Source organism: Vibrio sp. SCSIO 43137 (assembly GCF_028201475.1).
Classification (GTDB): domain Bacteria; phylum Pseudomonadota; class Gammaproteobacteria; order Enterobacterales; family Vibrionaceae; genus Vibrio.
In genome coordinates this window covers 315,534-340,262 of sequence record NZ_CP116383.1, presented here as the reverse complement: position 1 = coordinate 340,262, position 24,729 = coordinate 315,534, and the positions used below count along the sequence as shown (strand labels likewise).

Below are 24,729 nucleotides of genomic sequence, written 5' to 3'. Positions count from 1 at the left end.
TAAAAAAAGCGCCATTGCGGCGCTTTTTCGTTATCTTCGCTCTATTTTTTCTTGCTGAGTTTCCGCTGGTCTACTTCCGCGTCTAACTCTTCCAGCTTAGCTTTCATCTGCTCACGGCACACTTCAGCCAGCTTTCTCACATCCGATTTATCGTACCCTTCAGTGCTGATCGGCGGAAGCATCTCAATAATAACGTGGCCATTATCCCAGCTATTTAAGCTTAACTTACCTTGTGTGGTACTACAGACGATAGGAATAATCGGCACACCCGCACCAATTGCAGCGTGAAAAGCACCGGTTTTAAAAGGTAGTAATCCTCTGCCACGTGAACGGGTTCCTTCAGGGAACATCCACACAGAGACATCACTATTTTTCATACTGTCAACAACCTGATCAATGGTTCCTTTCGCTTTTGAACGATTGAAACGATCAATAAGGATGTTACCTGTCAGCCAGTAAAGCTGACCAAACAGCGGTATCCAGACCAGACTTTTTTTACCGACAGTCACTACCTTTGGTGTCACTGCTGCAGAAACGGTAAACAGATCCCATGTATTTTGATGGTTTGCAATATAAAGGTTCTGACCCCTTTCATACACATCATCAGGTAATCTTAGTTCTAGTTTGTAACCGAAGATCTTTGCCATGCGGCTAAACTGTCGTCCGATAATAAACACCAGTTTAGGGTTTCTGGGAGTCAGCAGACTGTAACCGCAGCCAAAAACAAACATAAAGACAGCAAAGATAGCTACCGCCACAATTCTTAAAAAAGCGATCATTACTCAGACTCTCTGAATCTTTCGATATTGGCACCAAGCTGAGACAGCTTGTTCTCAATTTTTTCGTAGCCGCGGTCAATGTGGTAAATACGATCAACAATGGTTTCGCCTTTGGCAATACAGCCGGCAATAACCAGACTGGCCGAGGCGCGAAGATCCGTTGCCATCACCTGAGCCGCACTCAGGCCTTCCACATCACCACAGATAACACTGTTGCCTTCTACTTCTGCTTTTGCGCCCATTCTCTGTAGCTCAGGCACATGCATAAAGCGGTTTTCAAAGATGGTTTCGGTGATCAGGCCGCCACCTTTTGCCATCATATTCAGCAAGGTAAACTGAGCCTGCATATCGGTAGGGAAACCCGGATGAGGAGCCGTTCTTACCGTAACCGCTTTCAGTTCGCGATCCGTCATATCCAGACTGATCCAATCCTCACCACTGTCGATCTTCGCTCCGGCTTCTTCCAGCTTAGCCAGTACCGCTTCCAGCAGGTGAGACTGGGTGTTTTTACAAACAATCTTACCGCCCGATACTGCTGCTGCAACAAGGAAAGTACCGGTTTCGATACGGTCAGCAACAACCGTATGTTTGCCTCCGCCTAACCGCTCAACCCCTTCAATAGTAATTGTGCTGCTGCCGGCACCAGATACCTTGGCACCTAATGCATTAAGGAAGTTTGCGGTATCTTCAATTTCAGGTTCACGGGCTGCGTTATCCAGCACAGTTGTACCTTCAGCCAGAGTCGCAGCACACATAATGGTGATAGTGGCACCAACGCTCACTTTGTCCATAACAATATGAGCACCCTTCAGACGACCTTCTACTTCGGCTTTGACATAGCCTTCATCAAGGGTAATGGTTGCGCCAAGCAGCTCCAGACCATGAATATGCAAATCTACCGGTCTGGCGCCAATGGCACATCCGCCCGGCAATGAAACCTGACCTTTACCAAAACGGGCAACCAATGGACCCAGAGCCCAGATTGACGCTCTCATGGTTTTTACAAGGTCATAAGGGGCACAGAACTCAGAAATTGAACTGCCGTCAACATGAACGGAGCCATTACGTGAAACCTTAGCACCAAGGCGCTTTAACAGCTCCATGGTGGTGTCAATATCTTTGAGCTTTGGTACGTTTAATACTTCGACCGGCTCTTCCGCCAAAATAGCGGCAAATAAAATAGGCAGTGCTGCATTCTTTGCACCGCCTATGGTTACCTCTCCGCTAAGGGGAGAATCGGAACCTATAACTCTAAACTTTTCCATTAAAAACCTTATAACGACATCAGTTTTTTATCGCGAGCCCACTCTTCCGGGGTAAACGCTTTAATCGATACTGCATGAATATCATTTCTTTGAATGTATTCCATCAGGGGAGCGTAAATTAACTGTTGTTTTTTCACCCGGTTCATTTCTGCAAAGCAAGGATCTATCGCCATAATTTCGAACTGGCTGCCTTCACCTTTCACATGAATTTCCTGAAGTTCCAATGCGTTATCTAAAATTTGTTTTATTTCTACACTTTCCACAGTCACGCCTGCCTAAGTTTTAATATGATCAACCATCATGTTTTCAATGTTACTGAGCTGAAACAACATTTTCAGTTGATCAGGCACGAAGCAGAGCATTATATGACAGCCAGAAATTTTTGCATGTTGTATTAGGTGGATTAACATCACCATTCCGGCAGAATCTATACGCTGAGTATTCTGCAGCGAGAGTTCCATTTGTTCTGTCTCAGGTTTCCACTGTTTCAGTTCTTTCCAGATAGCAGGAACAACATCCCGGGTTAATACCCCCTCAATAGACATTATGTTGTTTTCAATTGCCCACTCTGCTGATGCCATTACTTGCTTCCTTCAAACCGGATTGACTGTTTAGAAAGCCTTACAAGCTCTTGTGTTACAAAGGGAATGCCCTCTTTTCTTATCTTTCCGTTCCACTCAGACTGTTTACTCGACAGCAAGCTAACGCCTTCAGCAATCATGTCATAGGCAAGCCACTCACCGCTTTTCTTATCTTTTCGCAGCTTAAATTCGATTTTGATTTTCGGCCGCGATGAGTCAATCACATCCACTTTAATCCCAATAATGCGTTTCTTTGCATCGATGGGCATTTCAGGCCCGAACTCAACCACCTGATCAGAATACAAGGTCAGCACCTGCGCATAAGAGGTCACCAGGTAACCATGAAACGCCTCGATAAACTGGCTGACATCTTCCTTTTTGGTCTTTTTACTTCTCAGGTTTGAACCCAACAGTTTTAAAGCCGCATAACGGTAGTTAACATAAGGCATCAGCTCCTCTTCAACCACAACTTTCAGGTGGTTAGGCGTTTCTCTGATTTGCTCTTTTTCTGCCTTAAGGCGGTTAAACAGGTTATCGGATACCTGCTCCATCATGGCATAAGGCTTGGTTTTATCGACCACCTCAGCAGAAGCTCCCACAGAGATAAACATCAGGCCCATAATCGCCAGATGAAATAGTGTTTTTAAGTAAGTCATCAAATTACTCCTCATCCGAGCCATTTACGCTATAGAGTACCTGACCGATCAGATCTTCCAGTACCAGCGCCGACTTAGTATCTTCAATAATGTCGCCGTTTTTCAACAGCTCCACGTCCTCATCCATAAAGCCCGGTACCAAACCGATATACTGCTCACCAATCAAGCCTGAAGTCAGAATAGTCGCACTGGAGGTTTCAGGGAAATAACCAAACTGCTCATCAATATCCAGTGTAACCACAGGAATAAAGTTCTCTTTGTCCAGAGAAATATCACTCACCCGGCCAACCACAACACCACCAATTTTTACCGGAGAACGGACTTTCAGGCTGCCGATATTGTCAAAATAAGCATTCAGACTATACGAACTGCCCGTGCCCATCCCCGTTACATTGGCAACTTTAAGTATCATGATCAAAATAGCGACAACACCTGTTACTACAAAAGTGCCAACCCATAATTCTAATTTTCGTGTTTGTTGCATGTTTTAATTCCCGAACATCAGAGCAGTCAGAACAAAATCAAGCCCTAAAACTGCTAAAGAAGAGTGTACTACCGTGCGAGTTGTCGCTTTACTGATTCCTTCCGAAGTCGGAATCGCATCATAACCGTTAAATAACGCAATCCAGGTAACCGTGATGGCAAAGACGATACACTTGATAAAGCTGTTGCCTATATCGCGTCCTAATTCCACCGAAGATTGCATTGCTGACCAGAAACTACCGTGATCGATTCCTTTCCAGTCAACACCAACCAACTGCCCACCCCAGATACCGACAGCCATAAAAATCATCGCCAGCAATGGCATAGAGATAAGCCCCGCCCATAAACGTGGTGCGATAACCCGTTTCAGGGGATCTACGGCCATCATTTCGAGGCTGGATAGCTGTTCTGTTGCTTTCATTAAACCTATTTCAGCTGTCAGTGCAGAGCCTGCCCGTCCTGCAAACAGTAGTGCAGTAACAACCGGCCCCAGTTCCCTGAGCAATGAAAGGGCAACCATCTGACCCAAACTACCTTCCGCACCGTAATCGATAAGAACGACAAAGCCCTGCAGGCTCAATACCATGCCGATAAACAGGCCTGACACGATAATGATAGCCAAAGATTGCACGCCGATACTATAAAGCTGTTTTACCAACAGCGGAAAGTTCTTAACCGGCTGGGGTTTATTGAGCAGCGCACCGACTAACATCAGGCTGGCTCTACCCCATGAGCGACAAACAGATAAGGTTCTGCTGCCTATATTTTGCAACTGATTAGAGACGGAGTTAAGCATAGCCGTTAAGATCCTCTTCAATAGGAGACGCCGGAAAACGGAATGGTACCGGTCCATCGGCATGTCCCTGCAAAAATTGCTGTACCATAGGGTCGTTGTTTTCTCTTAACTCATCAGGAGAGCCCGATGCGATAACCCGGCCATCAGCAAGCAGATAGACATGATCGGCAATACTCATCACTTCAGGAACATCATGAGAGACAACAATGGACGTCAGACCAAGGGCGTGATTCAGGTTACGAATCAGCTCGACCAGCACCCCCATAGTGATAGGATCCTGGCCCACGAACGGCTCATCATACATAATCAATTCAGGATCAAGGGCAATAGCCCGTGCTAACGCCGCTCTTCTTGCCATACCACCGGACAACTCACTCGGCATCAACTCACCGGCGCCCCGCAGTCCTACCGCTTCAAGCTTGAGCTTTACTAAGGTACTAATCAGCTCTTCCGACAGACCCGTGTGCTCGCGTAGCGGAAAGGCAACATTGTCAAACACCGTTAAATCGGTAAACAAGGCTCCGGACTGGAACAGCATGCTCATCTTTTTTCGCGCTTTATAAAGAGAGTGACGATTAAGTGTCGGTATGTTCTCACCATCAAACCAGATCTCACCAGACTCCGGATATATCTGCCCGCCTATCAGGCGTAACATGGTGGTTTTACCTATCCCTGAAGGCCCCATAATAGCGGTCACTTTCCCTTTAGGCACACGAATACTGACACCGTCAAATATGACGCGTTCGCCTCTGGAAAAGCTTAAGTTGTTAACTGTGACTAAATCCTTAATCGACATATTCTCACTTAAATGATTTATTTAGTGGCTCTTAAAAATTAATAAATAGACTGACAATTATGCCAAAAGTTTAAACAGATTCATAAGATTAAGATTCTACCCCTATTTCGACTAGAATTAGTACTCTTTCTCAGAGTATAATCCACCGGATAAGCGAGGGAGTGTCCTAAACTTTCCTTAACAAGAAAGGCGGGAAACATTCCCTATGTGACTTTCTTCAAAGTTAAACTTCCTTTTTATAATACGCTGAATTTACAATTCACGGTCACCTGTTTAATAAAGTAATTTTGTAGGAATCATCATGCTTACAGCCGTTGTGACGCTCATCATAGGCTTAATTCTTCTTGTATGGAGTGCTGACAGACTGGTATTCGGCGCTGCTGCATTAGCCCGTAATGTTGGTGTCTCCCCCCTAGTTATAGGTATGACCATTCTGGCGATGGGTTCATCTGCTCCGGAAATGATGGTTTCAGCCACTGCTGCATTAGGCGGAAAAACCGATACCGCTATCGGTAACGTCCTTGGTTCAAATATTGCCAATATTGCCCTTATTCTGGGTATCACCGCCATTATTAAGCCGCTTTCTATCAGTTCAGCAGTAATAAGGCGTGAACTCCCGCTAATGATTGTGGTCACTTTATTGGCAGGACTGATTCTGTGGGACAGCCATCTTGGCTTTTATGAAGGTGTACTGCTGTTTGTGCTTTTTGCTGCCTTTATTCTGGCTATGTTGCGCATCAGCCAAATTGAGAAGAGTAAAGGCGATGCCTTTCTGGAAGAGCAGGAATCTGAAGTTCCGGAAGGTGTCAGCAATGGTAAGGCTGCATTCTGGGTAGTAGTAGGCTTAATTGTTCTGCCTCTTGCAGCTGATAAGCTGGTTGAAAGTGCCGTTGTGATTGCAAAATACTTTGGTATGAGTGACCTGATTATCGGCCTGACCATTATCGCTATCGGTACCAGCCTTCCTGAACTGGCTGCCTCTCTGGCGGGTGTTCTGAAAGGCGAAGATGATATGGCAGTCGGTAACATTATCGGCTCAAACGTGTTTAATATCCTGGCAGTAATGGGCATTCCAGGCATTCTGAACCCTTCTGTAATTAGCTCTATGGCGATGGGCAGAGATTTTTGGGTTATGCTGGCTCTTTCACTATTGCTGGTTATTTTTGCTCTGGGGAAATCCAGAAGTATCAACCGCATCGAAGGGGTAATTTTCACCCTCTGTTTTGTCAGTTATCAGTTCTATCTATTTTCTAACTTAACAGCATAAACTAAGGAATAAGAAGTCAATGTCCGGGTTCGATTATCAAAAAGCCGCTAACGAAGTGTTAAACATTGAAATCAATGGATTAAAGCAGCTGACTCAGTACTTTAATCAAGACTTCAATAACGCTTGCGACCGTATTCTGCACAATCAGGGTAAAGTGGTTGTGATGGGAATGGGAAAATCCGGCCACATTGGCAATAAAATTGCCGCTACACTTGCCAGCACTGGCACATCAGCCTTTTTTGTTCATCCCGGCGAAGCGGCCCACGGTGACTTAGGTATGATAGAGCAAGGCGATATTGTTATCGCAATTTCAAACTCAGGTGAATCATCTGAAATACTCTCCCTTTTTACCGTACTGAAGCGACTGAATATCACCATTATCAGCATGACCGGCAAGCCACAATCTACCATGGCAAAGCTGGCTGATATTCACCTTCAGATTACCGTGCCGGAAGAAGCCTGCCCGCTGGGACTTGCACCCACCAGCAGTACGACGGCTACTTTGGTGATGGGTGATGCTATGGCGGTCGCCCTTCTTCGTGCCCGAGGTTTTACAGCAGAAGACTTTGCTCTTTCCCATCCGGGCGGAGCTCTGGGCAGAAAACTGCTGCTGAAACTTGCTGATATTATGCGTTCGGGGTCAGAGCTTCCTGTCGTCTCTCCAGACGCCCTAATCAGAGATGCCCTGATTGTTATTTCCGAAAAAGGACTAGGCATGACCGCTATTGTCGACCATCAGGACAAAGTAGTGGGTATCTTTACTGACGGCGACTTAAGACGAATTCTGGATAAACAGATCGATGTGCATACCACCAAAATTGGTGAGGTAATGACACAAAATCCGACCGTAGCCACACCAAACATGCTAGCGGTAGATGGTGTAAATCTGATGCAGGAAAAAAGAATAACCGGACTGCTGCTCTGTGAAGAGGGCAAACTGGTTGGTGCCCTGAATATGCACGATCTGCTCAAAGCGGGAGTAATGTAATGTCTGAACTGGTTCAAACCCTTTACGGCTCTGTATCAAAAGAGATTTATGCCACGGCAAAGCAGATTAAACTGTTGATCTGTGATGTAGACGGTGTGTTTTCTGATGGTCTGGTTTACATGGGCAATAACGGTGAAGAGCTAAAGACTTTCCACACCCGTGACGGCCACGGAGTGAAATCTCTGATGAGCGCAGGGGTAGAGATTGCCATTATTACCGGCAGGCAGTCTCAGATTGTAGAAGACAGAATGAAAGGGCTGGGAATCTCACTTATCTATCAGGGGCAAAGCGATAAGATTCAGGCATATCAGGATATCTGCTCTAAACTCAATATAGAGCCACAGCATACCGCTTACATCGGCGATGACCTTATCGACTGGCCGGTAATGGAAAAAGTGGCTTTGCGGGTATGCGTTGCTGACGGGCACCCTCTTTTAATTAAAAAAGCAAACTATGTCACTAAAATTAAAGGCGGTTATGGCGCAGTACGTGAGGTTTGTGATCTTATTTTGCAGGCAAGAGATGAACTTGAATTGCATAAAGGCTTAAGTATATGACTTTGTCCCGTATTATCTATGCAATTTTGCTGATGATAACGGTTTATTCTGCGTATTACCTGTATGGTACATCCAGAATAACAGCGATACAGGTGACTCCGGATTTAGAGTTGCCGGCCCTAAGCGGACAGTTTGTCGATAACACCAGTTTTGACGAAAAAGGGATTCGCAGCTATCGGGTTACCTCTCAATATCTGGATCACTATGCAAAAAGTGGTGATACTGTTTTCGAATACCCTGTACTCTATATTTACCGGGATGGTGAAACAGAAGAGTGGGAAGTGACCGCAGATCGTGGCATTCTGACCAAAGATCAAGTTCTGACACTTTATGATAATGTGTTAGCAAAAAATTTATTACCCGATGCCGGTTTTGATACTATGGCAACCCAAAAGCTATTTATTAAGTTAGATAACCGGGATTTTTGGGCAGATACAGCCGTTATGCTGCTAGGCCCGACATTTGAAACGAAAGGAAATGCGATGGAAGGTAATTTTGCCGATAATGTCGCAACTCTGTATAACAAAGTACAAGGTAGATATGAAACTCTTACACCTTAGTCTTATTGCCTGCCTGTTTGCAGCATCAAGTGCTTATGCACTGACATCAGATTCAGAACAGCCAATCTATATTGATTCTGATAAACAAAACCTGGATATGAAAAGCAACAAGGTTACCTTTAGTGGTGACGTAAAGCTTAAGCAAGGCAGTATCAGCATTAATGCTGATAAGCTGATTGTGATCCGTAATCAGAAAGATGACTCTCTGAAAGAGATCGAGGCTTATGGTGCTCCCGCTACCTTTTCCCAGCTTACCGATGAGGGTAAAACTCTTCGCGGGGAAGCAAAAGAGCTCTACTATAAAGTGGCGACAGATCAGTTAACCATGATTGCCGATGCGGTTCTGTCACAGGATGAAAGTACCATTCGCGGCCAGAAAATCACCTATAAGATTTCATCACAGAAGCTGACAGCCGATGGCGGCAAGAACGAGCGGGTGAAAACGGTTCTTCAACCTCAGGTTACCAACCAATAATATGGCAGTACTTAAAGCAGAGCATTTAGCGAAAAGCTACAAAAACAGAAAAGTGGTTGCCGATGTCAGCCTGACAGTGGAATCCGGTCAGATTGTCGGCCTGCTGGGCCCTAACGGTGCAGGTAAAACAACCTCTTTTTATATGATTGTTGGTCTGGTTGCCCGCGACGAAGGCAGAATCATGATCGATGACAATGATATTAGTGTCCTTCCCATGCACAGTCGCTCCCGTTTAGGTATTGGTTACCTGCCGCAGGAAGCGTCTATCTTCCGTAAACTCTCTGTTGAAGACAATATTATGGCGGTATTACAAACCCGCAAAGAGTTAAGCAGAGAGGACCGTCAGGATAAGGTAGAAGACCTTCTTGATGAATTTAATATTCAACATATACGCAAAAGCGCCGGTATGGCATTGTCTGGTGGTGAGCGTCGCCGGGTAGAGATCGCCCGGGCACTGGCAGCCAACCCAGAGTTTATTCTGCTGGATGAGCCTTTTGCCGGTGTTGATCCGATTTCAGTTATCGATATTAAGAAAATTATTGAGCACCTTCGTGACAGAGGACTCGGAGTACTTATCACCGACCACAATGTGCGTGAAACTCTGGATGTGTGTGAAAAAGCCTACATTGTAAGTCAGGGACATTTAATTGCAGAAGGGACGCCAGATCAAGTTCTGAATAATGAACAGGTAAAACAGGTTTATCTCGGCGAACAATTCCGACTATGATTACTGTATGGCAGGTAAAAGATCATATTTGTTGATTAACAAGAATAACAAGGCAGCAATCACTGAATGAAACCCTCATTACAACTCAAACTCGGTCAACAATTAGCAATGACACCTCAGTTGCAACAAGCCATTCGCTTATTGCAGCTGTCAACACTGGATCTTCAGCAGGAGATTCAGGAAGCTCTGGAATCAAATCCCCTGCTGGATGTCGATGAAGGGCAAGAAGAAAGCACCAGTGAAGAAGCCGTAAAAGAGAAAGAGGAAATCACCGCCGAACCTGCTGCTGAAGCAAGCTCAGAACCTGAATCTCCTGACAGTTCTGATGTTATTGAAAAGTCAGAAATTTCTGATGACTTAGAAATAGATGCCTCATGGGATGATGTCTACAGTGCCAATACCGGCAACACAGGCATCGCTCTGGATGACGATATGCCGGTTTATCAGGGTGAAACAACCCAAAGCCTGCAAGACTACCTTCACTGGCAACTGGATCTTACTCCTTTTTCTGATACCGACCATGCCATTGCAACCGCCATTATTGATGCCGTTGACAATTACGGCTACCTGACCGTTTCCACAGAAGATATTCTTGAAAGTGTTGACCATGAAGAGGTTGAGCTGGACGAAGTTGAAGCGGTTCTTAAACGTATTCAGCAATTTGACCCTTTAGGTGTTGCCTCACGTAACCTGCAAGAGTGCCTGTTACTGCAACTAGCCACCTTCCCTCAGGATACCCCGTGGCTTGAACAGACCAAAATGGTACTGGAAAATCATATCGATCAGTTGGGTAACCGCGATTACAAGCTAATTAGCAAAGAGAGCAAACTAAAAGAAGCAGAGTTACGGGAAGTAATGATGCTTATCCAGCAGTTAGATCCTCGCCCGGGCAGTTCAATTACACCGGATGAGACCGAGTATGTTGTTCCTGATGTGTCTGTATTTAAGGACAAAGGAAAATGGACTGTTGCTATCAACCCGGACAGTGTTCCAAGACTGAAAGTAAACCAGCATTATGCTGCACTGGGTAAAGGTAATAGTGCCGACAGCCAGTTTATCCGCAGTAATCTTCAGGAAGCAAAATGGCTGATTAAGAGCCTTGAGAGCCGTAATGAAACCCTGCTTAAAGTTGCCCGCTGTATTGTTGAGCATCAACAGGATTTCTTTGAGTATGGCGAAGAGGCAATGAAGCCAATGGTACTCAACGATATCGCTCTTGCTGTCGATATGCACGAGTCGACCATTTCAAGGGTAACAACCCAGAAATTTATGCACACCCCCAGAGGGATATTTGAACTTAAGTATTTCTTCTCTAGCCATGTAAGTACGGATAATGGCGGAGAGTGTTCATCAACAGCAATTCGAGCACTAATCAAGAAGCTGGTTGCCGCAGAGAACACTGCTAAACCACTCAGCGATAGTAAAATTGCTGCACTATTAGCTGACCAGGGGATTCAGGTTGCCCGGCGAACCATCGCCAAATACCGCGAGTCTCTGGGGATCGCCCCGTCGAGTCAGCGTAAACGCCTACTCTAGGCCGCAATAAAAAGGAAAGTCTATGCAAATCAATATTAAAGGGCATCACGTTGATCTTACCGATTCAATGCAAGACTACGTTCACCAGAAGTTTCAGAAACTAGAACGGTTTTTTGAACATATAAATAATGTTCATGTGGTATTACGTGTAGAAAAAGTGTTACATGTTGCAGAAGCAACTTTGCATGTAAATCAAGGAGATATACACGCAGCCGCTGATGAGGAAAACATGTACGCTGCAATAGACTCTTTAGTTGACAAACTTGTACGTCAGTTAAACAAACATAAAGAAAAACTCAGTAATCATTAACCATGCAAATTAGCGAAGTACTTTCACTGGACTGCACAAAAAGTGCAGTCCAGTGCACAAGTAAAAAAAGAGCTCTGGAGCTGATCAGTCAGATCGCTGCCGCTCACACAGGTCAGGATTCAAACGAACTGTTTGAATGTATGTTAAACCGGGAAAAAATGGGAAGTACAGGCATAGGCAATGGTATCGCCATTCCACATGCACGTATGTATTCCTGTGACGAGGCGGTTGCCATATTACTTCAGTGCGAAGAAGCTATCGAATTCGATGCCATAGATAATCGACCGGTTGATCTCCTTTTTGCCCTGCTTGTTCCTGATGCTCAATGTAAAGAGCACCTGAAGACCCTCTCCTCTATGGCTGAGCGTCTCAATGACAAGCAGGTCCTTAAACAGTTAAGAAATGCTCAGAGCGACCAAGAGCTTTACGACATAATGACGAATCAGTAATCATGAATGAGCAGGTTGTACAGACAAAAAATGACATGCAGCTGGTCATTATCAGCGGCTTATCCGGCGCCGGTAAAAGTGTCGCGCTGAGAGTTCTGGAGGATCTTGGTTATTACTGCGTTGATAACCTTCCCGTAAACCTGCTCAATCAATTTGTCCGTACCGTTGGTGACAGAAATCAAAACGTGGCTGTCAGTGTCGATATCCGCAACCTCCCCAACGATCCTGAGTTAGTAACCAATGCTCTTGCTCAGTTAAGGGCGGAAATCAATCTTACCCTGTTTTTCTTCGACGCCAGTCAGGAAACCCTGCTGAAACGGTATAGTGAAACCCGACGAATTCATCCACTCTCCCTGAATGAAGATAAGTTATCTCTGGATCAGGCGATAATGGAAGAGAAGAGTCAGATTGACTATCTGAAAGAGCTGTCTGATCTTGTGATCGATAGTAGCGGCCAGTCCATTCATGACCTGAGCGAGTTGATCCGCATGCGGGTGCTTGGCCGGGAGAGACAAGAGCTGGTGATGGTATTTGAATCATTCGGATTCAAATACGGTATCCCCACTGATGCCGACTATGTGTTTGATGTCCGTTTTCTGCCTAACCCGCACTGGGAACCAAGCCTGAGGCCGTTTACCGGACTGGATAAGCCGGTAATAGATTATCTGGAGGCACAACCCAGCGTGGTTGAGTTAAAAGCCGATATTCAAGCTTATATTGAAAAATGGTTACCAATGCTGGAGAAAAATAACCGCAGTTATCTGACCGTCGCCATTGGTTGCACCGGAGGAAAGCATCGCTCTGTCTATCTGACTCACGCCTTAGGTGAACTGTTCAAACAGAGCGGCAAACAAGTTCAAATCCGTCACACCAGTCTGGAAAAAATTGCTAACCCGTTATAGAAGAAAAAACCTATGCAGTGTAGTAAAAGAGTATTGATACAAAACCGGCTCGGCCTGCATGCAAGAGCTGCCGTAAAACTAGTCGAACTGGCTCAGAGTTATAAAGCTTCAATTACCGTTTCCAATGAAGAAAATAAAGCCATGAGCGCAGATAGCGTTATGGGTTTGATTATGCTGGAATCCTCTCAGGGAGAGTACGTCACTATCTCCTGTGAAGGCGAAGAGGCAGAACAGGCTCTTGGTGCTGTCTGTGAACTGATCGAAGCCAGATTTGAAGAAGACGAATAATCCATACTTTACTGTCTAAAATTCCTTCAGTCAGTTAAGCATCATCATCAAATTATTTTCTTTCCGTCATAAGATCTTATTAAATAAGGCTTAAAATTAAGTTAGTATTCAGGCAGTAATAACCTTTCATAACCGGAGGAGAGAATGGCAGAGCCGCAATTAGAACTCGATCAAGCTCAACAGACTCATCAGACCCTCCAGGAAGTGAGTGATGCTCTGGAACAAGGGCGGTTTGTCCATGTGCGACGTCAGTTGCAGGACATGGAACCGGAAGATATCGCTCACCTTCTAGAAGCTTCCCCGCGTAAATCCCGTGATGTCCTTTGGCAACTCACCGATCCTGAAGATTACGGTGAAATCCTTGACGAACTGAATGAGGACGTAAAAGACGGCCTTGTTAGTCAGATGGCACCGGAGACGCTGGCAGAAGCAACGGAAGGCATGGACACCGATGACCTTGCTTACGTACTGCGAAGCCTGCCGGACGATGTTTCCCGTGAAATTTTGGCACAAATGGATATTGCCGACCGGCTGAGAGTCGAAACAGCCCTTTCTTATCCGGAAGATACTGCCGGCAGTATCATGAATACCGACGTAACCACCATTCGTGGTGACGTAGATGTAGACGTAGTTCTTCGTTATCTGCGTATGAAAGGTGAACTGCCGGACGTCACCGATGCCCTGTATGTTATTGACGAGGAGAGCCGGCTGATTGGCCACTTGTCCCTGACTACCCTGATTACCACTCAGCCTGATGTACAGGTCAGTGAGGTTATGGATGATGCGGATGAAGCCATTCCCGTTGAAACCAGTGATTCCGATGTTGCCAGCCTGTTTGAGCGACGGGACTGGGTATCAGCACCTGTGGTAGATGAAAATCATCACCTTGTCGGCCGTATCACCATCGATGACGTAGTCGATATTATCCGTGAAGATGCCGAGCACTCAATGATGAGTCTGGCCGGTATGGACGATGATGAAGATACCTTTGCACCTGTTGTGAAATCGGCCCGAAGACGAAGTGTCTGGCTTGGCGCCAATGTGTTAGCCGCTCTGGCTGCCGCTTCTGTTTCCAATATGTTTGAAGCCACACTAGACCAGATGGCCGCTATTGCGGTTCTGATGACCATTGTTCCTTCAATGGGTGGTGTAGCGGGTAATCAGACCGTGGCACTGGTGATCCGCGGGCTGGCTGTCGGCCATATCGGTGACAGTAACAAGCGTGAACTGTTACTGAAAGAAGCCGCCATCGGACTGCTGAACGGTATTCTCTGGGCTTGTATTATCGGTGGTATCGTCGTTGTCTGGAAAGGCAACTGGCTACTTGGCGGAATCATATCCGCAGCTATGCTAACCAACCTACTGGTGGCCGGTATCGCAGGGGTAACCATCCCTATCATGCTTAAGAAGATGAATATCGACCCGGCCCTTGCCGGCGGTATGGCACTAACCACCATTACTGATGTAATTGGTCTTTCCGTTTTCTTAGGTCTGGCAACCATATTTATCTGAACAGGAATACCCGATATAACGAAGGCCAGCCCTTATTTTTGTATAGGCTGGCCTTTCTGATCCATAAAGCAGACGGAATTAACAGCCGGCAATCTTCATCGATTCAATCAGAATAGAACCGGTCTGAACCTGAGAACGGGTCTCAGTATCCGCACCAACAGCAACAATAGTGTTAAACATATCCTTAAGGTTACCGGCAATAGTCACTTCAGATACCGGGAACTGAATTTCACCATTCTCCACCCAGAATCCGGCAGCACCACGTGAATAGTCACCAGTCACCACATTCACACCCTGCCCCATAAGCTCTGTCACCAAAAAGCCCGTATTCAGCTCTTTCAGCATAGCATCAAAGCTCTGTCCGGTAGATGAGACATACCAGTTATGAATACCACCAGCATGGCCTGTCGGCGTCATATTCAGCTTTCTGGCTGAATAACTGGTTAACAGATAAGTAGCCAGTGTGCCGTCGCTGATAATCGACCTGTCCTGAGTATATACACCTTCACTATCAAACGGGCTGGATGCCAGCCCTCTTAACACATGAGGTTTCTCTTCAATGGAGAACCAGTCAGGGAAGATCTTATTGCCCAGTTGATCCAGCAGGAAAGATGATTTGCGATACAAATTACCGCCACTGATAGCCATAACCAGATGCCCGATTAACCCTGTTGCGACATCGGCTGCAAACATTACCGGGAACTTACCCGTTTGCAGTTTTTGCGCATCCAGCCTAGAAACGGTTTTTTCTGCCGCTTTCAGGCCGACTTGCTCTGGTGTCCATAGATCGCTGGTTTGACGGGAAATAGTATAGCTATAATCTCTCTCCATCACACCATTGTCACCCTCACCAATGCTAACGCAGCTCAGGCTGTGACGGCTTGAAGGGTAACTGGCCAGTAGGCCATGGCTGTTACCGTAGACTTTAACCCCATAGTGGCTGTCGTAACTGGCACCATCACTCTGCTTAATTTTGTCGCTGTAGTTCAGGGACGCTTCTTCAGCCGCGATAGCCAGCTTAGCAGCATTATCCGGCTCTGGCTCATCAGGGTGGAACAGATCCAAATCAGGGATCTCTTTAACCATAAGCTCTGCCGGTGCGGGGCCGGCGTATGGATCTTCGGAAGTATACTTAGCAATATCAAGAGCGGCCTCTACCGTCTGCTGAATCGCTTTTTCACTTAGATCTGAGGTAGATGCACTACCTTTTCTCTGTCCCCGGTAAACCGTAATACCAAGGGCACCATCGCTATTAAATTCAACATTCTCAACTTCGCACATCCGGGTAGAAACACTTAAGCCTGTTGATTTGGTGATGGCTACTTCTGCTGCATCTGCAGTTCCCGTTGCCAGTTTTAAAGCCTTGTCGACAGCTGCTTCAAGTTCAGCTCTCTGTTGTGCAATTTGTTGTTTTACGTCCATAGCCGCTTCTGAAAAGTGAAATATATTTACTTAGAATAACAAGGTTTTCGCATTCTCCCCATTATTCTTGCTAAAATAGTGCAAAATCTCTCTAGATAATCATGAGAAGCAGATCAAATGGCAAGAAAAAACCAAAAAGCTCCCTGGGAAGAGGAAGAAGAGATCATCTGGGTTAGTAAAACCGAGATGAAACAGGATATGGAAGCACTGCAAAAACTTGGCGAAGAGCTGGTTGCAGTTAAACCGGCTACACTGGAAAAGTTTCCCCTTCCTGATGACCTCAGAATAGCCGTGGCGGATGCCCAACGCTTTAAAAATGAAGCTAAGCGCCGTCAGTTGCAGTATATCGGTAAAGTTATGCGTAATATCGATCCGGAGCCGATTCAGGCTGCCCTGGATAAATACCGCAACAAGCACTCACAAGCGACAGCAGAGCTGCACAAACTGGAACAGCTCAGAGATCGTATCGTCGAAGAAGGTGACAGTGCCGTTGCAGAGGTAATGGAAAAATACCCTCAGGCTGACCGCCAGCGTTTCCGCCAGCTCTATCTTCAGGCGAGACGTGAAAAGAAAGCCAATAAACCGCCTAAGGCTTATCGCGAAATTTTTCAGCTACTAAAAGAGCTGGAAGAGTAAAATCGTTTGGTTTCGACAATCGCCGAATGGCAAAAGGGCTAGATTTATCTAGCCCTTAGTTTATCTGTTTCTATTGAAACTGTTATTCAGTTCCGCCGACCGTAAGCGAGTCCAGTTTCAATGTTGGCTGTCCGACACCGACCGGAACACTTTGCCCCGCTTTACCACAGACACCAACACCTCTGTCCAGCGATAAGTCATCCCCGACCATAGAGACCTGCTGCATCGCTTCAATACCGGAGCCAATCAAGGTTGCTCCCTTAACAGGGCGGGTAATTTTACCCTCTTCAATCAGATACGCTTCCGAGGTAGAGAAAACAAACTTACCGGAAGTGATATCAACCTGACCACCACCGAAGTTTGGTGCATACAAGCCTTTCTTAACGGTAGAAATGATCTCTTCCGCGCTATGCTCACCCGGCAGCATGTAAGTGTTGGTCATTCTCGGCATAGGCAGATGAGCATAAGATTCCCTGCGACCGTTTCCTGTCGGCGCAACCCCCATCAGGCGGGCATTCAGTTTATCTTGCATATAGCCCTTAAGAACACCATCTTCAATCAGAGTGTTGTACTGGCCTTTCACACCTTCATCATCAATGTTTAGTGAGCCACGGCGATCAGCCATGGTGCCGTCATCAACAATAGTACATAGCGGAGAAGTTACCTGTTCGCCAACTTTACCGGAGAAAACTGAAGAGCCTTTACGGTTAAAGTCCCCTTCAAGGCCATGCCCTACAGCTTCATGCAGAAGTACGCCCGGCCAGCCGGCACCAAGTACCACAGGCATAGCTCCGGCAGGAGCCGCATCGGCCTCAAGGTTGACCAGAGCCTGACGTATCGCTTCATCAGCAAAGTAATAAGCGGCCTTACGGCCATTATCTTCATTAAGGAACATATCGTAGCCATAGCGGCCGCCGCCACCTGAACTGCCTCTCTCCCTGCGATCACCTTTCTGAGCCAGCACGCTGACAGACAGGCGAACCAGCGGCCTGATATCCGCCTCATAAGTTCCGTCTGTTGCCGCGACTAGTACCTGTTCATAAACGCCACTCAGGCTGACAGACACTTCTGTCACCAGTGGTTCTTTAGTACGGATATAAGCATCCAGTTCTTTTAATAAATCAATTTTTTGCTGTTTATGCAGGCTCTCCAGAGGGTTAGTCGCCTGATAAACACTGTTATGACCAAGTGACGAGAACGCTTTCACCTGCCCATTCTGTCCCTGCTGAGCAATTCCCCGCGCAGCATTAGCACTCTGCATCAGGCTCTCTTTCTGGATCTGGTCTGAATAGGCAAAGCCGGTTTTCTCGCCGGTAACCGCCCTGACACCCACACCACGATCAATATTAAAAGAACCGTCTTTGATAATACTGTCTTCAAGCACCAGAGACTCATGCCAACTGGACTGAAAATAGATATCGGCGTAATCGATCTGTCTGGTAGCGATACAGGCCAGAGTATCAGCAACATCCTGACGGGTAAGGCCTGTAGGCGAAAATAGCTCGTTCTCTACACGATTAATGGTCATTGTGAACCTTTTTACTGTTTAAATTTTGACTGGAAGCGGGCATGAGACTGCATAGGCATATTCAAACGCACTGAATTCAGAATACCTTCTTCTATCATCCCTTTAATTGTACCCGCTTCACCATTGATTTGTTGAATAATCCTTCCCCAGGGATTAACTATCATCGAATGCCCCCAGGTTTCTCTGCCACACGGATGTTTACCGGTTTGAGCCGCAGCCAGAATCCAGCACTGAGTTTCTATCGCCCGGGCACGTAATAACACTTCCCAGTGTGCTTCTCCTGTGGTTGCAGTAAAAGCAGCAGGAACTGAAATTATCTGAGCGCCTTTCTTCCTGAGTTCTGAAAAAAGATGAGGAAAGCGGAGATCATAACAAATAGTAAGTCCTAACTTACCGACTGGGGTATCGACAACAGCTACCCGTTCTCCCGCTGAAAATGTCTCAGACTCTCTGTAGCTGCCGTGTTGATCATCCACATCAACATCGAACAGATGCAGCTTATCGTAATGGGCGACTATTTCGCCCTCACTGTTATACACCAGTGAGGTGGTTGTGATTTTTTCTTCATGACGAATGGGCAGGCTGCCGATAACCAGCCAGAGTTTATATTTTCGGGCTAAGTCCGCCAGAGTTGACTGAATAAGTCCGCTACCAAGCTCTTCTGCATGCAGTCGGTAGTCAGATTTACTGCCAAATACAATACAGTTCTCAGGAGTAAGTACTAACTTAACACCACTTTCTGATAGTCTCTTCAGTTGTTGCTCAATAAAAGCTAAATTCTTCAGCGGTTCTGGTCCAGAGGTCATCTGAACGATGCCGACATTATCCATATCCATTCCCTTGCTCTACTTACTGTCCTTTGCGCTGGGCATCCGGAAGTTTGTATTCTCCCCTGCTGCGCGAGAGCTCCTTAACCTCAGGTGCATCCAGAGATCCCTGTACCCGGTAGCGGATCTTGGTAAATACGTCCACAACCGGCGAAATTACTTTAGAGATAGCAAATACCACTACCGCTGTCTGCGGAGTTACAGCAAACGCGGTCAACACAGGAATACCTGATGTCAGATCCGGAGTAAACTCTACCTCAGCATCAACCAGATTATTGTTTAGATCGGCCATTCCCTTAAGGTTCATATCTCCGGCAACAGAGTCCATCACAATATCATTGGTAACAAATACCCCTTTTTCAATCTTTCCGGATCCGCTAATGCTGTCAAACGCCAGTCCTTTATCAAATATATCACTAAAATCGAGCTGCATTTTACGAATAATCGAATCAAGGCTGAACATGCCCAATAGTTTAGCAGCACCACTGACATCAGAAATCACCCCTTTCCCAAACTCGACTTTTAAGTCCCCTTTTAGCGTATCAATCTGCATTGACCATGGCGCACCCTGCCACTGCATATCAGAGCTCACTTCAAAAGGCGCTTTCTGAATACCCGAGCTGATACCGAACCTGTCCATCAGTTCAGTGTTATCGTCACCTTTAACGAACAGCTCTATATCCGAAACACTGTTATCTCCTGAGAGTAACCAGCTACCACTCGCCTGTATGGTATTATTACCGCTACTAAACTCGATATTGCGCCAGCTCAGGTAGTCATCTTTACGCTCCATATCGATATTGACCTTACCGACCTTATAGCCTTGCAGCCAAAAGTCTCTGATATTCAGGGTCAGGCTTGGCATCAAGCGGTGAAACTCTCTGTCGAATTCACTGATCAGAGGCTGATCTTGTTCAGCCTGAAATACGACAGTCTGCTCCGTCTCTTTATCTAACTGAGGTATAAAGAGTTGTAACCGATCCAGCGAGACACTCAGATCATAAGGTTCAAGGTAGTTAGCATCCCCTTTAACCTCTGCGCTGTCGACCTTCATCGCCCATGAATAACCTTTTTTACGGGCTGAAAAGTTAACATCATGCCAATCCAAAGTTGCAAATCTGAGCAGTTCTGTATCAAGCTGAACCCTTTGTGGTAAAGGTATTTCCGGTGTCGCCATCTGACTCAGCTTGGAAACACTTTTGCTCTGCTCTTTCTCAGAGGCAACTTCAATCCATTCATCCAGATTAAACTCAGGCGCCCTGACCGTCATATGATGGCCGACAATCGGGCTGGCTTTAAAGCTCCCTTTACCAAGCAACAAATTGGTTGCCGTAAGTTCAGGCTTTTCACCCCTGATATCAATCTCTGCCTGATATTTAGCCCCCGGCAACTGAATCCGGCTGGAGATGCTTTCCTGATTTCCGGAAGCCTGCATCTGCAGTAATTTTTTCTCGCCCAGCGCCTTATCCAGCGGTGCCGGATACTGGCTGGAGACAAAATCAAGGTTAGCCTTTGAATCTATCTGATAGGTAAAACCGATATCATTAAGCTGTAAATCAATGTCCATCTGCCACGGGGCATGGCCCTGAAACCGTTTTACCCATTTTGAACCTATATAAGGAGCAAGTGGTGCCACTTCCCAGTCACCAAGCAAGTTAATATTCACAGCATAGCTTGATGCCAGCCCCTCGCCCTTAAAATCAACGGAAACAGGCTGAGAAAGAAGATTGGCTTTCAGCCCTGAGGCTTTAACCACATCATTATCAAAGACCACTCTGCCACGCGCATTCTTCAGCTCAATAGGTGGCGACTGAACATTAATGGTATTACCCGGCAGATCGGCATATCCCCACGCTCTGGTATCCTTTCCTTCATCAAACGGGATATTAAGCCGGAACTCTGATTTAACATTTCCGGCCACCTGCACCTCAGTTAATGCCGCACCAACAGAGTCCACCAGAGGGGTGGCCATCATATAGTCACGAACCATAGGCCCTTTTGCCGTGGCTTTAGCCCAGATATCCAGTTCACCACCGGGGCCCAGATAAGCAATTTCTCCGGTCACTCTTTCTGCTTCTACATCCATCAGGCGGGCAGATTTTGAATCCAGATACATGGAAGCATTTTCAAACAGCAGATCCAGCTGCATATCTGTAATCGCCGGCCACTGAGTGTCAAAGCTAAACCGGGTGTCATTCAGGGCAACCTTGGCCTGAAAAACACCATTGTTATTTTGATAAGGGAACTCACCTAACTCTCCGAACCACATAACCTGAGCCGTTTTGGCATTTCCCCCTTGTATGGCAGGGGACAGATAATCCGTCAGCTCCTGGCCCAAAGCCAGAGTAGGCAGGTAACGCCATGTTTCACCGGCATTAAATACATCGGTCTCGGCATAGAATGACAAGAAAGATGAGCCGACATCAGGAAAATCAAGTAAGAACTCACCAATCACCTGCATATCTGGTGTGGCAACAGAAACTTTATCTGACCAGAGCTTCCAGCCTCTCTCATCCGACTGCCAGACAATATCGACATTACCCTGCTTAATTCGTAGTGGAGCCTGAAAAACATCACCATAGGGCAGGCGGTCATCAATTAGCGAAGCCGATGCTACCAGCGTAGTATTATTTCCCGAGATGTCAGCAGTTAAGTCATGAACTTCTGGCAAAAGATACCACTGCTTCATACCTGCAGAGCTTAGGCTGGCCGAGTAATTTAAATCGCCGTTGTCACGGTTAAATGAGAAGCGTAAATCTTCTGCTAAACCACTGGGCTGCAAAGTATCAACCCACTTTGCCGCTTCTGAAGATTGAGGCATCAAATGAACTAAAGGCCTTAAAGAAGCGATGTCCAGCTGTGAAATATTTACTGTCCACGAGTCGTTTAACCATTCAAAGGCAATATCGAGCTCGGGCCAGTCAATCTCATCGGTTCTGGCTGTAATCGAATGGCCACTGACTTTCCACTCGCCACTCTCCGCTCCGGGTACCAGCTTAAAGGTTCCTTTTTCAAGGATCAGTGAATGAGCCGTGTCCTGATGCCAGCTTAGTTCAGAAGGCCGTAACTCAACAAAAGCATCCACCGGTTTGCTTCTGTCAAAACTAAACCAGCTATTAAAGCTGACCTGCCCGCTATCAATACCCGTTTCATCTTCCAGATATTTTGTCAGCCATGGCGTCACTCTTATATCTTCTGCCTGAGCGTAAAAGTCACCTGAAACGTCCAGTATTGAGCCGTGATCTTTAAAGTTAGCCTTAACGGCCAGACTGTTTAAACCACCATTTTCCAGACTGACATAGCCTTCCAGCTTGTGCTGCTTACCCCGGTTGCGCCACTTTAATTGTTTAAAGCCCAATGAACGGACATTGCCCTGAAAGGTTTGGTAACGGACACTGGCATCCTGCAGACTAAAGTCAGCCAGCTGCCTTAACAGCAGTGACTCAAGACGGGAAAGAAATTTATCTGAAGAGCGACTTTCTGCTTGCTGGTCTCCCTTATCCTGATCGCCTTTACCAATCAGCTTTATCTGGCTGATATCAAGATTCAGGCCGTTAACATTAAGTGAGGCAATTTTAGGAGAAAGGGTCAGAGCCGATTGCAGAAGATCAAGCTGAAGCTGAACTTCATCAACGGTAAAGGTGACATTTTTTTCGCTGATACCCTCCACTTCAAGGTCTCGAAGTGAAATGGAAGGGCGGGTGTTGCGCCAGTAGCCTTCCACACTACCTATGCTAAAGGGCAGACCGGTAGAGTTAACTACCCAGCTAGATATTTCCTGTTGATAACTATCCAGCCGGGGTAAAGATATACGTAATGCGGTAACAGCAAGGGCCAGAAATACCATTACTGTTACCAGAATCCATAAAACAAAACGCCCTAAGCGAGCGAACAGTGAACTCACACCTGCTCCATTACATCATGACCACATCGAACTGCTCTTGAATGTATAGCGGTTCAACTTGAATTTTAACCTGTTTGCCGATAAAGACTTCCAGCTCAGCCAGCGCATGAGATTCGTCTCCCTCAAGGGTCTCTGCAACAGCCGGAGAAGCATAAACAACAAACTTATCGGCATCATAAGCACGGTTAACACGGGTAATCTCCCTGAGTACTTCATAACAAACCGTCTCAACGGTTTTCACTGAACCACGTCCTTCACAAGTTGGACACTCAGAACAGAGTACATGTTCAATACTTTCCCGGGTTCTTTTACGGGTCATCTCCACTAAGCCCAACTGGGTAAAACCATTAATATTGGTTTTAACCCTGTCTACAGACAGTGCCGCTTCAAGAGAATTTATTACCCTCTCTCTATGCTCTTCAGACAGCATATCGATAAAGTCGATAATAATAATGCCGCCAAGGTTTCTCAGCCTTAGCTGCCGGGCAATGGCCTGAGTCGCCTCGACATTGGTATTAAAGATAGTCTCTTCCAGATTACGCCGGCCGACAAAAGCACCAGTATTGATATCGACTGTTGTCATCGCTTCGGTCTGATCGATAATCAGATAGCCACCGGATTTAAGCTCTACTTTCCGGTCAAGGGAGCGCTGAATTTCATTCTCGGCATCAAACATATCAAAGATGGGTTTATCGCCTTCATATAGCTCAAGTTTGTCTGTCAGCTCAGGAACAAACTCGGTAGTGAACTCTTTTAATGTTTCAAATACTAAGCGGGAATCCACCTGAATACGGGTTAGCTCTGTACCGACAAAGTCACGCAAAATTCTCTGCGCCAGCCCAAGCTCACCATAAAGGGTCGATCGGGTTTTATAACGGGAACGACGTTCACCCACTTTTTTCCACAACCGCTTAAGGAAAATAGCATCCTGAGAAAGCTCTTTATCATCAGCACCTTCTGCTGCTGTACGGATAATAAATCCGCCATCTTCGTCGCAATATTCTGCCACGATATTTTTCAGGCGGTTTCTCTCTTCTTCGCTTTCTATGCGCTGGGAAACCCCCACATGACTGGCACCGGGCATAAAGACAAGGTAACGGGACGGCAGAGTAATATCGGTTGTCAGGCGCGCTCCCTTGGTACCAAGAGGATCTTTTACCACCTGAACAACAATATCCTGCCCCTGACGAACCAGCTCAGATATATCTCTTACCTGAAACTGCTTCTTTTCATTTTCAGCGACGCATTCTGTATGGGGAACAATATCTGAAGCGTGCAGGAAGGCTGCTTTTTCCAGACCTATATCGACAAAGGCAGCCTGCATTCCCGGCAGTACTCGGGAGACGCGACCTTTATAGATATTTCCGACGATTCCGCGGCGGGCTTCCCGTTCAATATGAACTTCCTGAAGGACACCGCCCTCGATCATTGCTACACGTGTTTCACTTGGGGTGACATTAATTAATAACTCTGCACTCATGAGAG

General features: G+C 46.2%; 26 protein-coding genes. 13 read left to right on the top strand and 13 right to left on the bottom strand.

Translation table 11 applies throughout. The features are described 5' to 3' along the window. Nucleotides 1-41 precede the first annotated feature (41 nt). The 8 genes from PK654_RS01685 to mlaF are packed head-to-tail and all read right to left on the bottom strand — an operon-like array spanning nucleotide 42 to nucleotide 5,356. Nucleotides 42-779, bottom strand: a complete 738-nt coding sequence (locus tag PK654_RS01685) for a 1-acylglycerol-3-phosphate O-acyltransferase (RefSeq protein WP_271697326.1) — start codon at nucleotides 777-779, stop codon at nucleotides 42-44. Next, on the bottom strand, nucleotides 779-2,044 hold the full coding sequence (murA, locus tag PK654_RS01680; protein WP_271697325.1) for a UDP-N-acetylglucosamine 1-carboxyvinyltransferase: 1,266 nt from the start codon (nucleotides 2,042-2,044) through the stop codon (nucleotides 779-781). The genes PK654_RS01685 and murA overlap by 1 nt, the downstream gene beginning before the upstream one ends. Nucleotides 2,045-2,052: 8 nt before the next feature. Next, nucleotides 2,053-2,307, bottom strand: a complete 255-nt coding sequence (ibaG, locus tag PK654_RS01675) for a BolA family iron metabolism protein IbaG (protein WP_271697323.1) — start codon at nucleotides 2,305-2,307, stop codon at nucleotides 2,053-2,055. 12 nt (nucleotides 2,308-2,319) lie between these two features. Further along, nucleotides 2,320-2,625, bottom strand: coding sequence for an STAS domain-containing protein (locus PK654_RS01670; RefSeq protein WP_271697322.1), 306 nt, complete (start codon nucleotides 2,623-2,625; stop codon nucleotides 2,320-2,322). Further along, on the bottom strand, nucleotides 2,625-3,245 hold the full coding sequence (locus PK654_RS01665; protein WP_271698763.1) for an ABC transporter substrate-binding protein: 621 nt from the start codon (nucleotides 3,243-3,245) through the stop codon (nucleotides 2,625-2,627). Before PK654_RS01665 ends, PK654_RS01670 begins: the two co-directional genes overlap by 1 nt. 40 nt (nucleotides 3,246-3,285) lie before the next feature. Then, entirely contained in the window at nucleotides 3,286-3,765 is a 480-nt protein-coding gene (gene mlaD, locus PK654_RS01660; protein WP_271697320.1) for an outer membrane lipid asymmetry maintenance protein MlaD, read from the bottom strand. Between the two features lie 3 nt (nucleotides 3,766-3,768). Next, nucleotides 3,769-4,560, bottom strand: a complete 792-nt coding sequence (gene mlaE / locus PK654_RS01655; protein ID WP_271698762.1) for a lipid asymmetry maintenance ABC transporter permease subunit MlaE — start codon at nucleotides 4,558-4,560, stop codon at nucleotides 3,769-3,771. Then, nucleotides 4,553-5,356 carry a phospholipid ABC transporter ATP-binding protein MlaF gene (mlaF, locus tag PK654_RS01650; protein WP_271697318.1) on the bottom strand — a complete coding sequence of 268 codons (804 nt, stop codon included), beginning with the start codon at nucleotides 5,354-5,356 and terminating at the stop codon, nucleotides 4,553-4,555. Before mlaF ends, mlaE begins: the two co-directional genes overlap by 8 nt. A 301-nt stretch (nucleotides 5,357-5,657) precedes the next feature. Here mlaF and PK654_RS01645 point away from each other — a divergent pair, with 301 nt between their 5' ends. From PK654_RS01645 to mgtE, 12 genes are all read left to right on the top strand, one after another. After that, on the top strand, nucleotides 5,658-6,623 hold the full coding sequence (locus PK654_RS01645; protein WP_271697316.1) for a calcium/sodium antiporter: 966 nt from the start codon (nucleotides 5,658-5,660) through the stop codon (nucleotides 6,621-6,623). A 19-nt stretch (nucleotides 6,624-6,642) separates the two neighbouring features. Then, nucleotides 6,643-7,611: an arabinose-5-phosphate isomerase KdsD gene (gene kdsD, locus PK654_RS01640; protein ID WP_271697314.1), complete on the top strand. Its 969-nt coding sequence runs from the start codon at nucleotides 6,643-6,645 to the stop codon at nucleotides 7,609-7,611. Then, the gene (gene kdsC / locus PK654_RS01635; protein ID WP_271697312.1) at nucleotides 7,611-8,168 is read left to right on the top strand and encodes a 3-deoxy-manno-octulosonate-8-phosphatase KdsC; all 558 of its coding nucleotides are present in this window, start codon (nucleotides 7,611-7,613) and stop codon (nucleotides 8,166-8,168) included. The genes kdsD and kdsC overlap by 1 nt, the downstream gene beginning before the upstream one ends. Next, complete coding sequence (gene lptC, locus PK654_RS01630; RefSeq protein ID WP_271697310.1) at nucleotides 8,165-8,728, top strand: LPS export ABC transporter periplasmic protein LptC; 564 nt, start codon at nucleotides 8,165-8,167, stop codon at nucleotides 8,726-8,728. The genes kdsC and lptC overlap by 4 nt, the downstream gene beginning before the upstream one ends. Continuing rightward, nucleotides 8,709-9,203 (top strand): lipopolysaccharide transport periplasmic protein LptA, encoded by a 495-nt coding sequence (gene lptA / locus PK654_RS01625; protein WP_271697309.1) that lies wholly within the window; start codon nucleotides 8,709-8,711, stop codon nucleotides 9,201-9,203. The genes lptC and lptA overlap by 20 nt, the downstream gene beginning before the upstream one ends. Nucleotide 9,204: 1 nt before the next feature. Beyond that, entirely contained in the window at nucleotides 9,205-9,930 is a 726-nt protein-coding gene (gene lptB, locus PK654_RS01620; protein WP_271697308.1) for an LPS export ABC transporter ATP-binding protein, read from the top strand. A 66-nt stretch (nucleotides 9,931-9,996) separates the two neighbouring features. Beyond that, nucleotides 9,997-11,466, top strand: a complete 1,470-nt coding sequence (locus PK654_RS01615; protein WP_271697307.1) for an RNA polymerase factor sigma-54 — start codon at nucleotides 9,997-9,999, stop codon at nucleotides 11,464-11,466. Nucleotides 11,467-11,488: 22 nt separating this feature from the next. Continuing rightward, nucleotides 11,489-11,776, top strand: coding sequence for a ribosome hibernation promoting factor (gene hpf / locus PK654_RS01610; RefSeq protein ID WP_271697306.1), 288 nt, complete (start codon nucleotides 11,489-11,491; stop codon nucleotides 11,774-11,776). Nucleotides 11,777-11,778: 2 nt separating this feature from the next. Beyond that, nucleotides 11,779-12,225: a PTS IIA-like nitrogen regulatory protein PtsN gene (gene ptsN / locus PK654_RS01605; protein ID WP_271697305.1), complete on the top strand. Its 447-nt coding sequence runs from the start codon at nucleotides 11,779-11,781 to the stop codon at nucleotides 12,223-12,225. Between the two features lie 35 nt (nucleotides 12,226-12,260). After that, nucleotides 12,261-13,127 (top strand): RNase adapter RapZ, encoded by an 867-nt coding sequence (gene rapZ, locus PK654_RS01600; protein WP_271698761.1) that lies wholly within the window; start codon nucleotides 12,261-12,263, stop codon nucleotides 13,125-13,127. 12 nt (nucleotides 13,128-13,139) lie between these two features. Continuing rightward, nucleotides 13,140-13,415, top strand: a complete 276-nt coding sequence (locus PK654_RS01595) for an HPr family phosphocarrier protein (RefSeq protein WP_271697304.1) — start codon at nucleotides 13,140-13,142, stop codon at nucleotides 13,413-13,415. 144 nt (nucleotides 13,416-13,559) lie between these two features. After that, complete coding sequence (gene mgtE, locus PK654_RS01590) at nucleotides 13,560-14,927, top strand: magnesium transporter (protein ID WP_271697302.1); 1,368 nt, start codon at nucleotides 13,560-13,562, stop codon at nucleotides 14,925-14,927. A gap of 78 nt (nucleotides 14,928-15,005) precedes the next feature. On the opposite strand, the gene pmbA is transcribed toward mgtE, so the two are convergent. Next, a complete protein-coding gene (gene pmbA, locus PK654_RS01585) occupies nucleotides 15,006-16,349 on the bottom strand; it encodes a metalloprotease PmbA (protein ID WP_271697300.1) in 1,344 nt (447 codons plus the stop codon). Between the two features lie 117 nt (nucleotides 16,350-16,466). Between pmbA and yjgA the strand changes: the two genes are divergently transcribed. Next, entirely contained in the window at nucleotides 16,467-16,985 is a 519-nt protein-coding gene (gene yjgA / locus PK654_RS01580) for a ribosome biogenesis factor YjgA (RefSeq protein ID WP_271697298.1), read from the top strand. 82 nt (nucleotides 16,986-17,067) lie between these two features. On the opposite strand, the gene tldD is transcribed toward yjgA, so the two are convergent. Genes tldD through rng form a run of 4 tightly spaced genes read right to left on the bottom strand, consistent with a single transcriptional unit; the run spans nucleotide 17,068 to nucleotide 24,724 of the window. Further along, nucleotides 17,068-18,513 (bottom strand): metalloprotease TldD, encoded by a 1,446-nt coding sequence (gene tldD, locus PK654_RS01575; protein WP_271697296.1) that lies wholly within the window; start codon nucleotides 18,511-18,513, stop codon nucleotides 17,068-17,070. Nucleotides 18,514-18,524: 11 nt separating this feature from the next. After that, nucleotides 18,525-19,343, bottom strand: a complete 819-nt coding sequence (locus tag PK654_RS01570) for a carbon-nitrogen hydrolase family protein (RefSeq protein ID WP_271697294.1) — start codon at nucleotides 19,341-19,343, stop codon at nucleotides 18,525-18,527. Between the two features lie 19 nt (nucleotides 19,344-19,362). Continuing rightward, entirely contained in the window at nucleotides 19,363-23,244 is a 3,882-nt protein-coding gene (locus PK654_RS01565; RefSeq protein WP_271697292.1) for a YhdP family protein, read from the bottom strand. Between the two features lie 10 nt (nucleotides 23,245-23,254). Beyond that, entirely contained in the window at nucleotides 23,255-24,724 is a 1,470-nt protein-coding gene (gene rng / locus PK654_RS01560) for a ribonuclease G (RefSeq protein WP_271697290.1), read from the bottom strand. Between the last annotated feature and the right edge of the window lie 5 nt (nucleotides 24,725-24,729).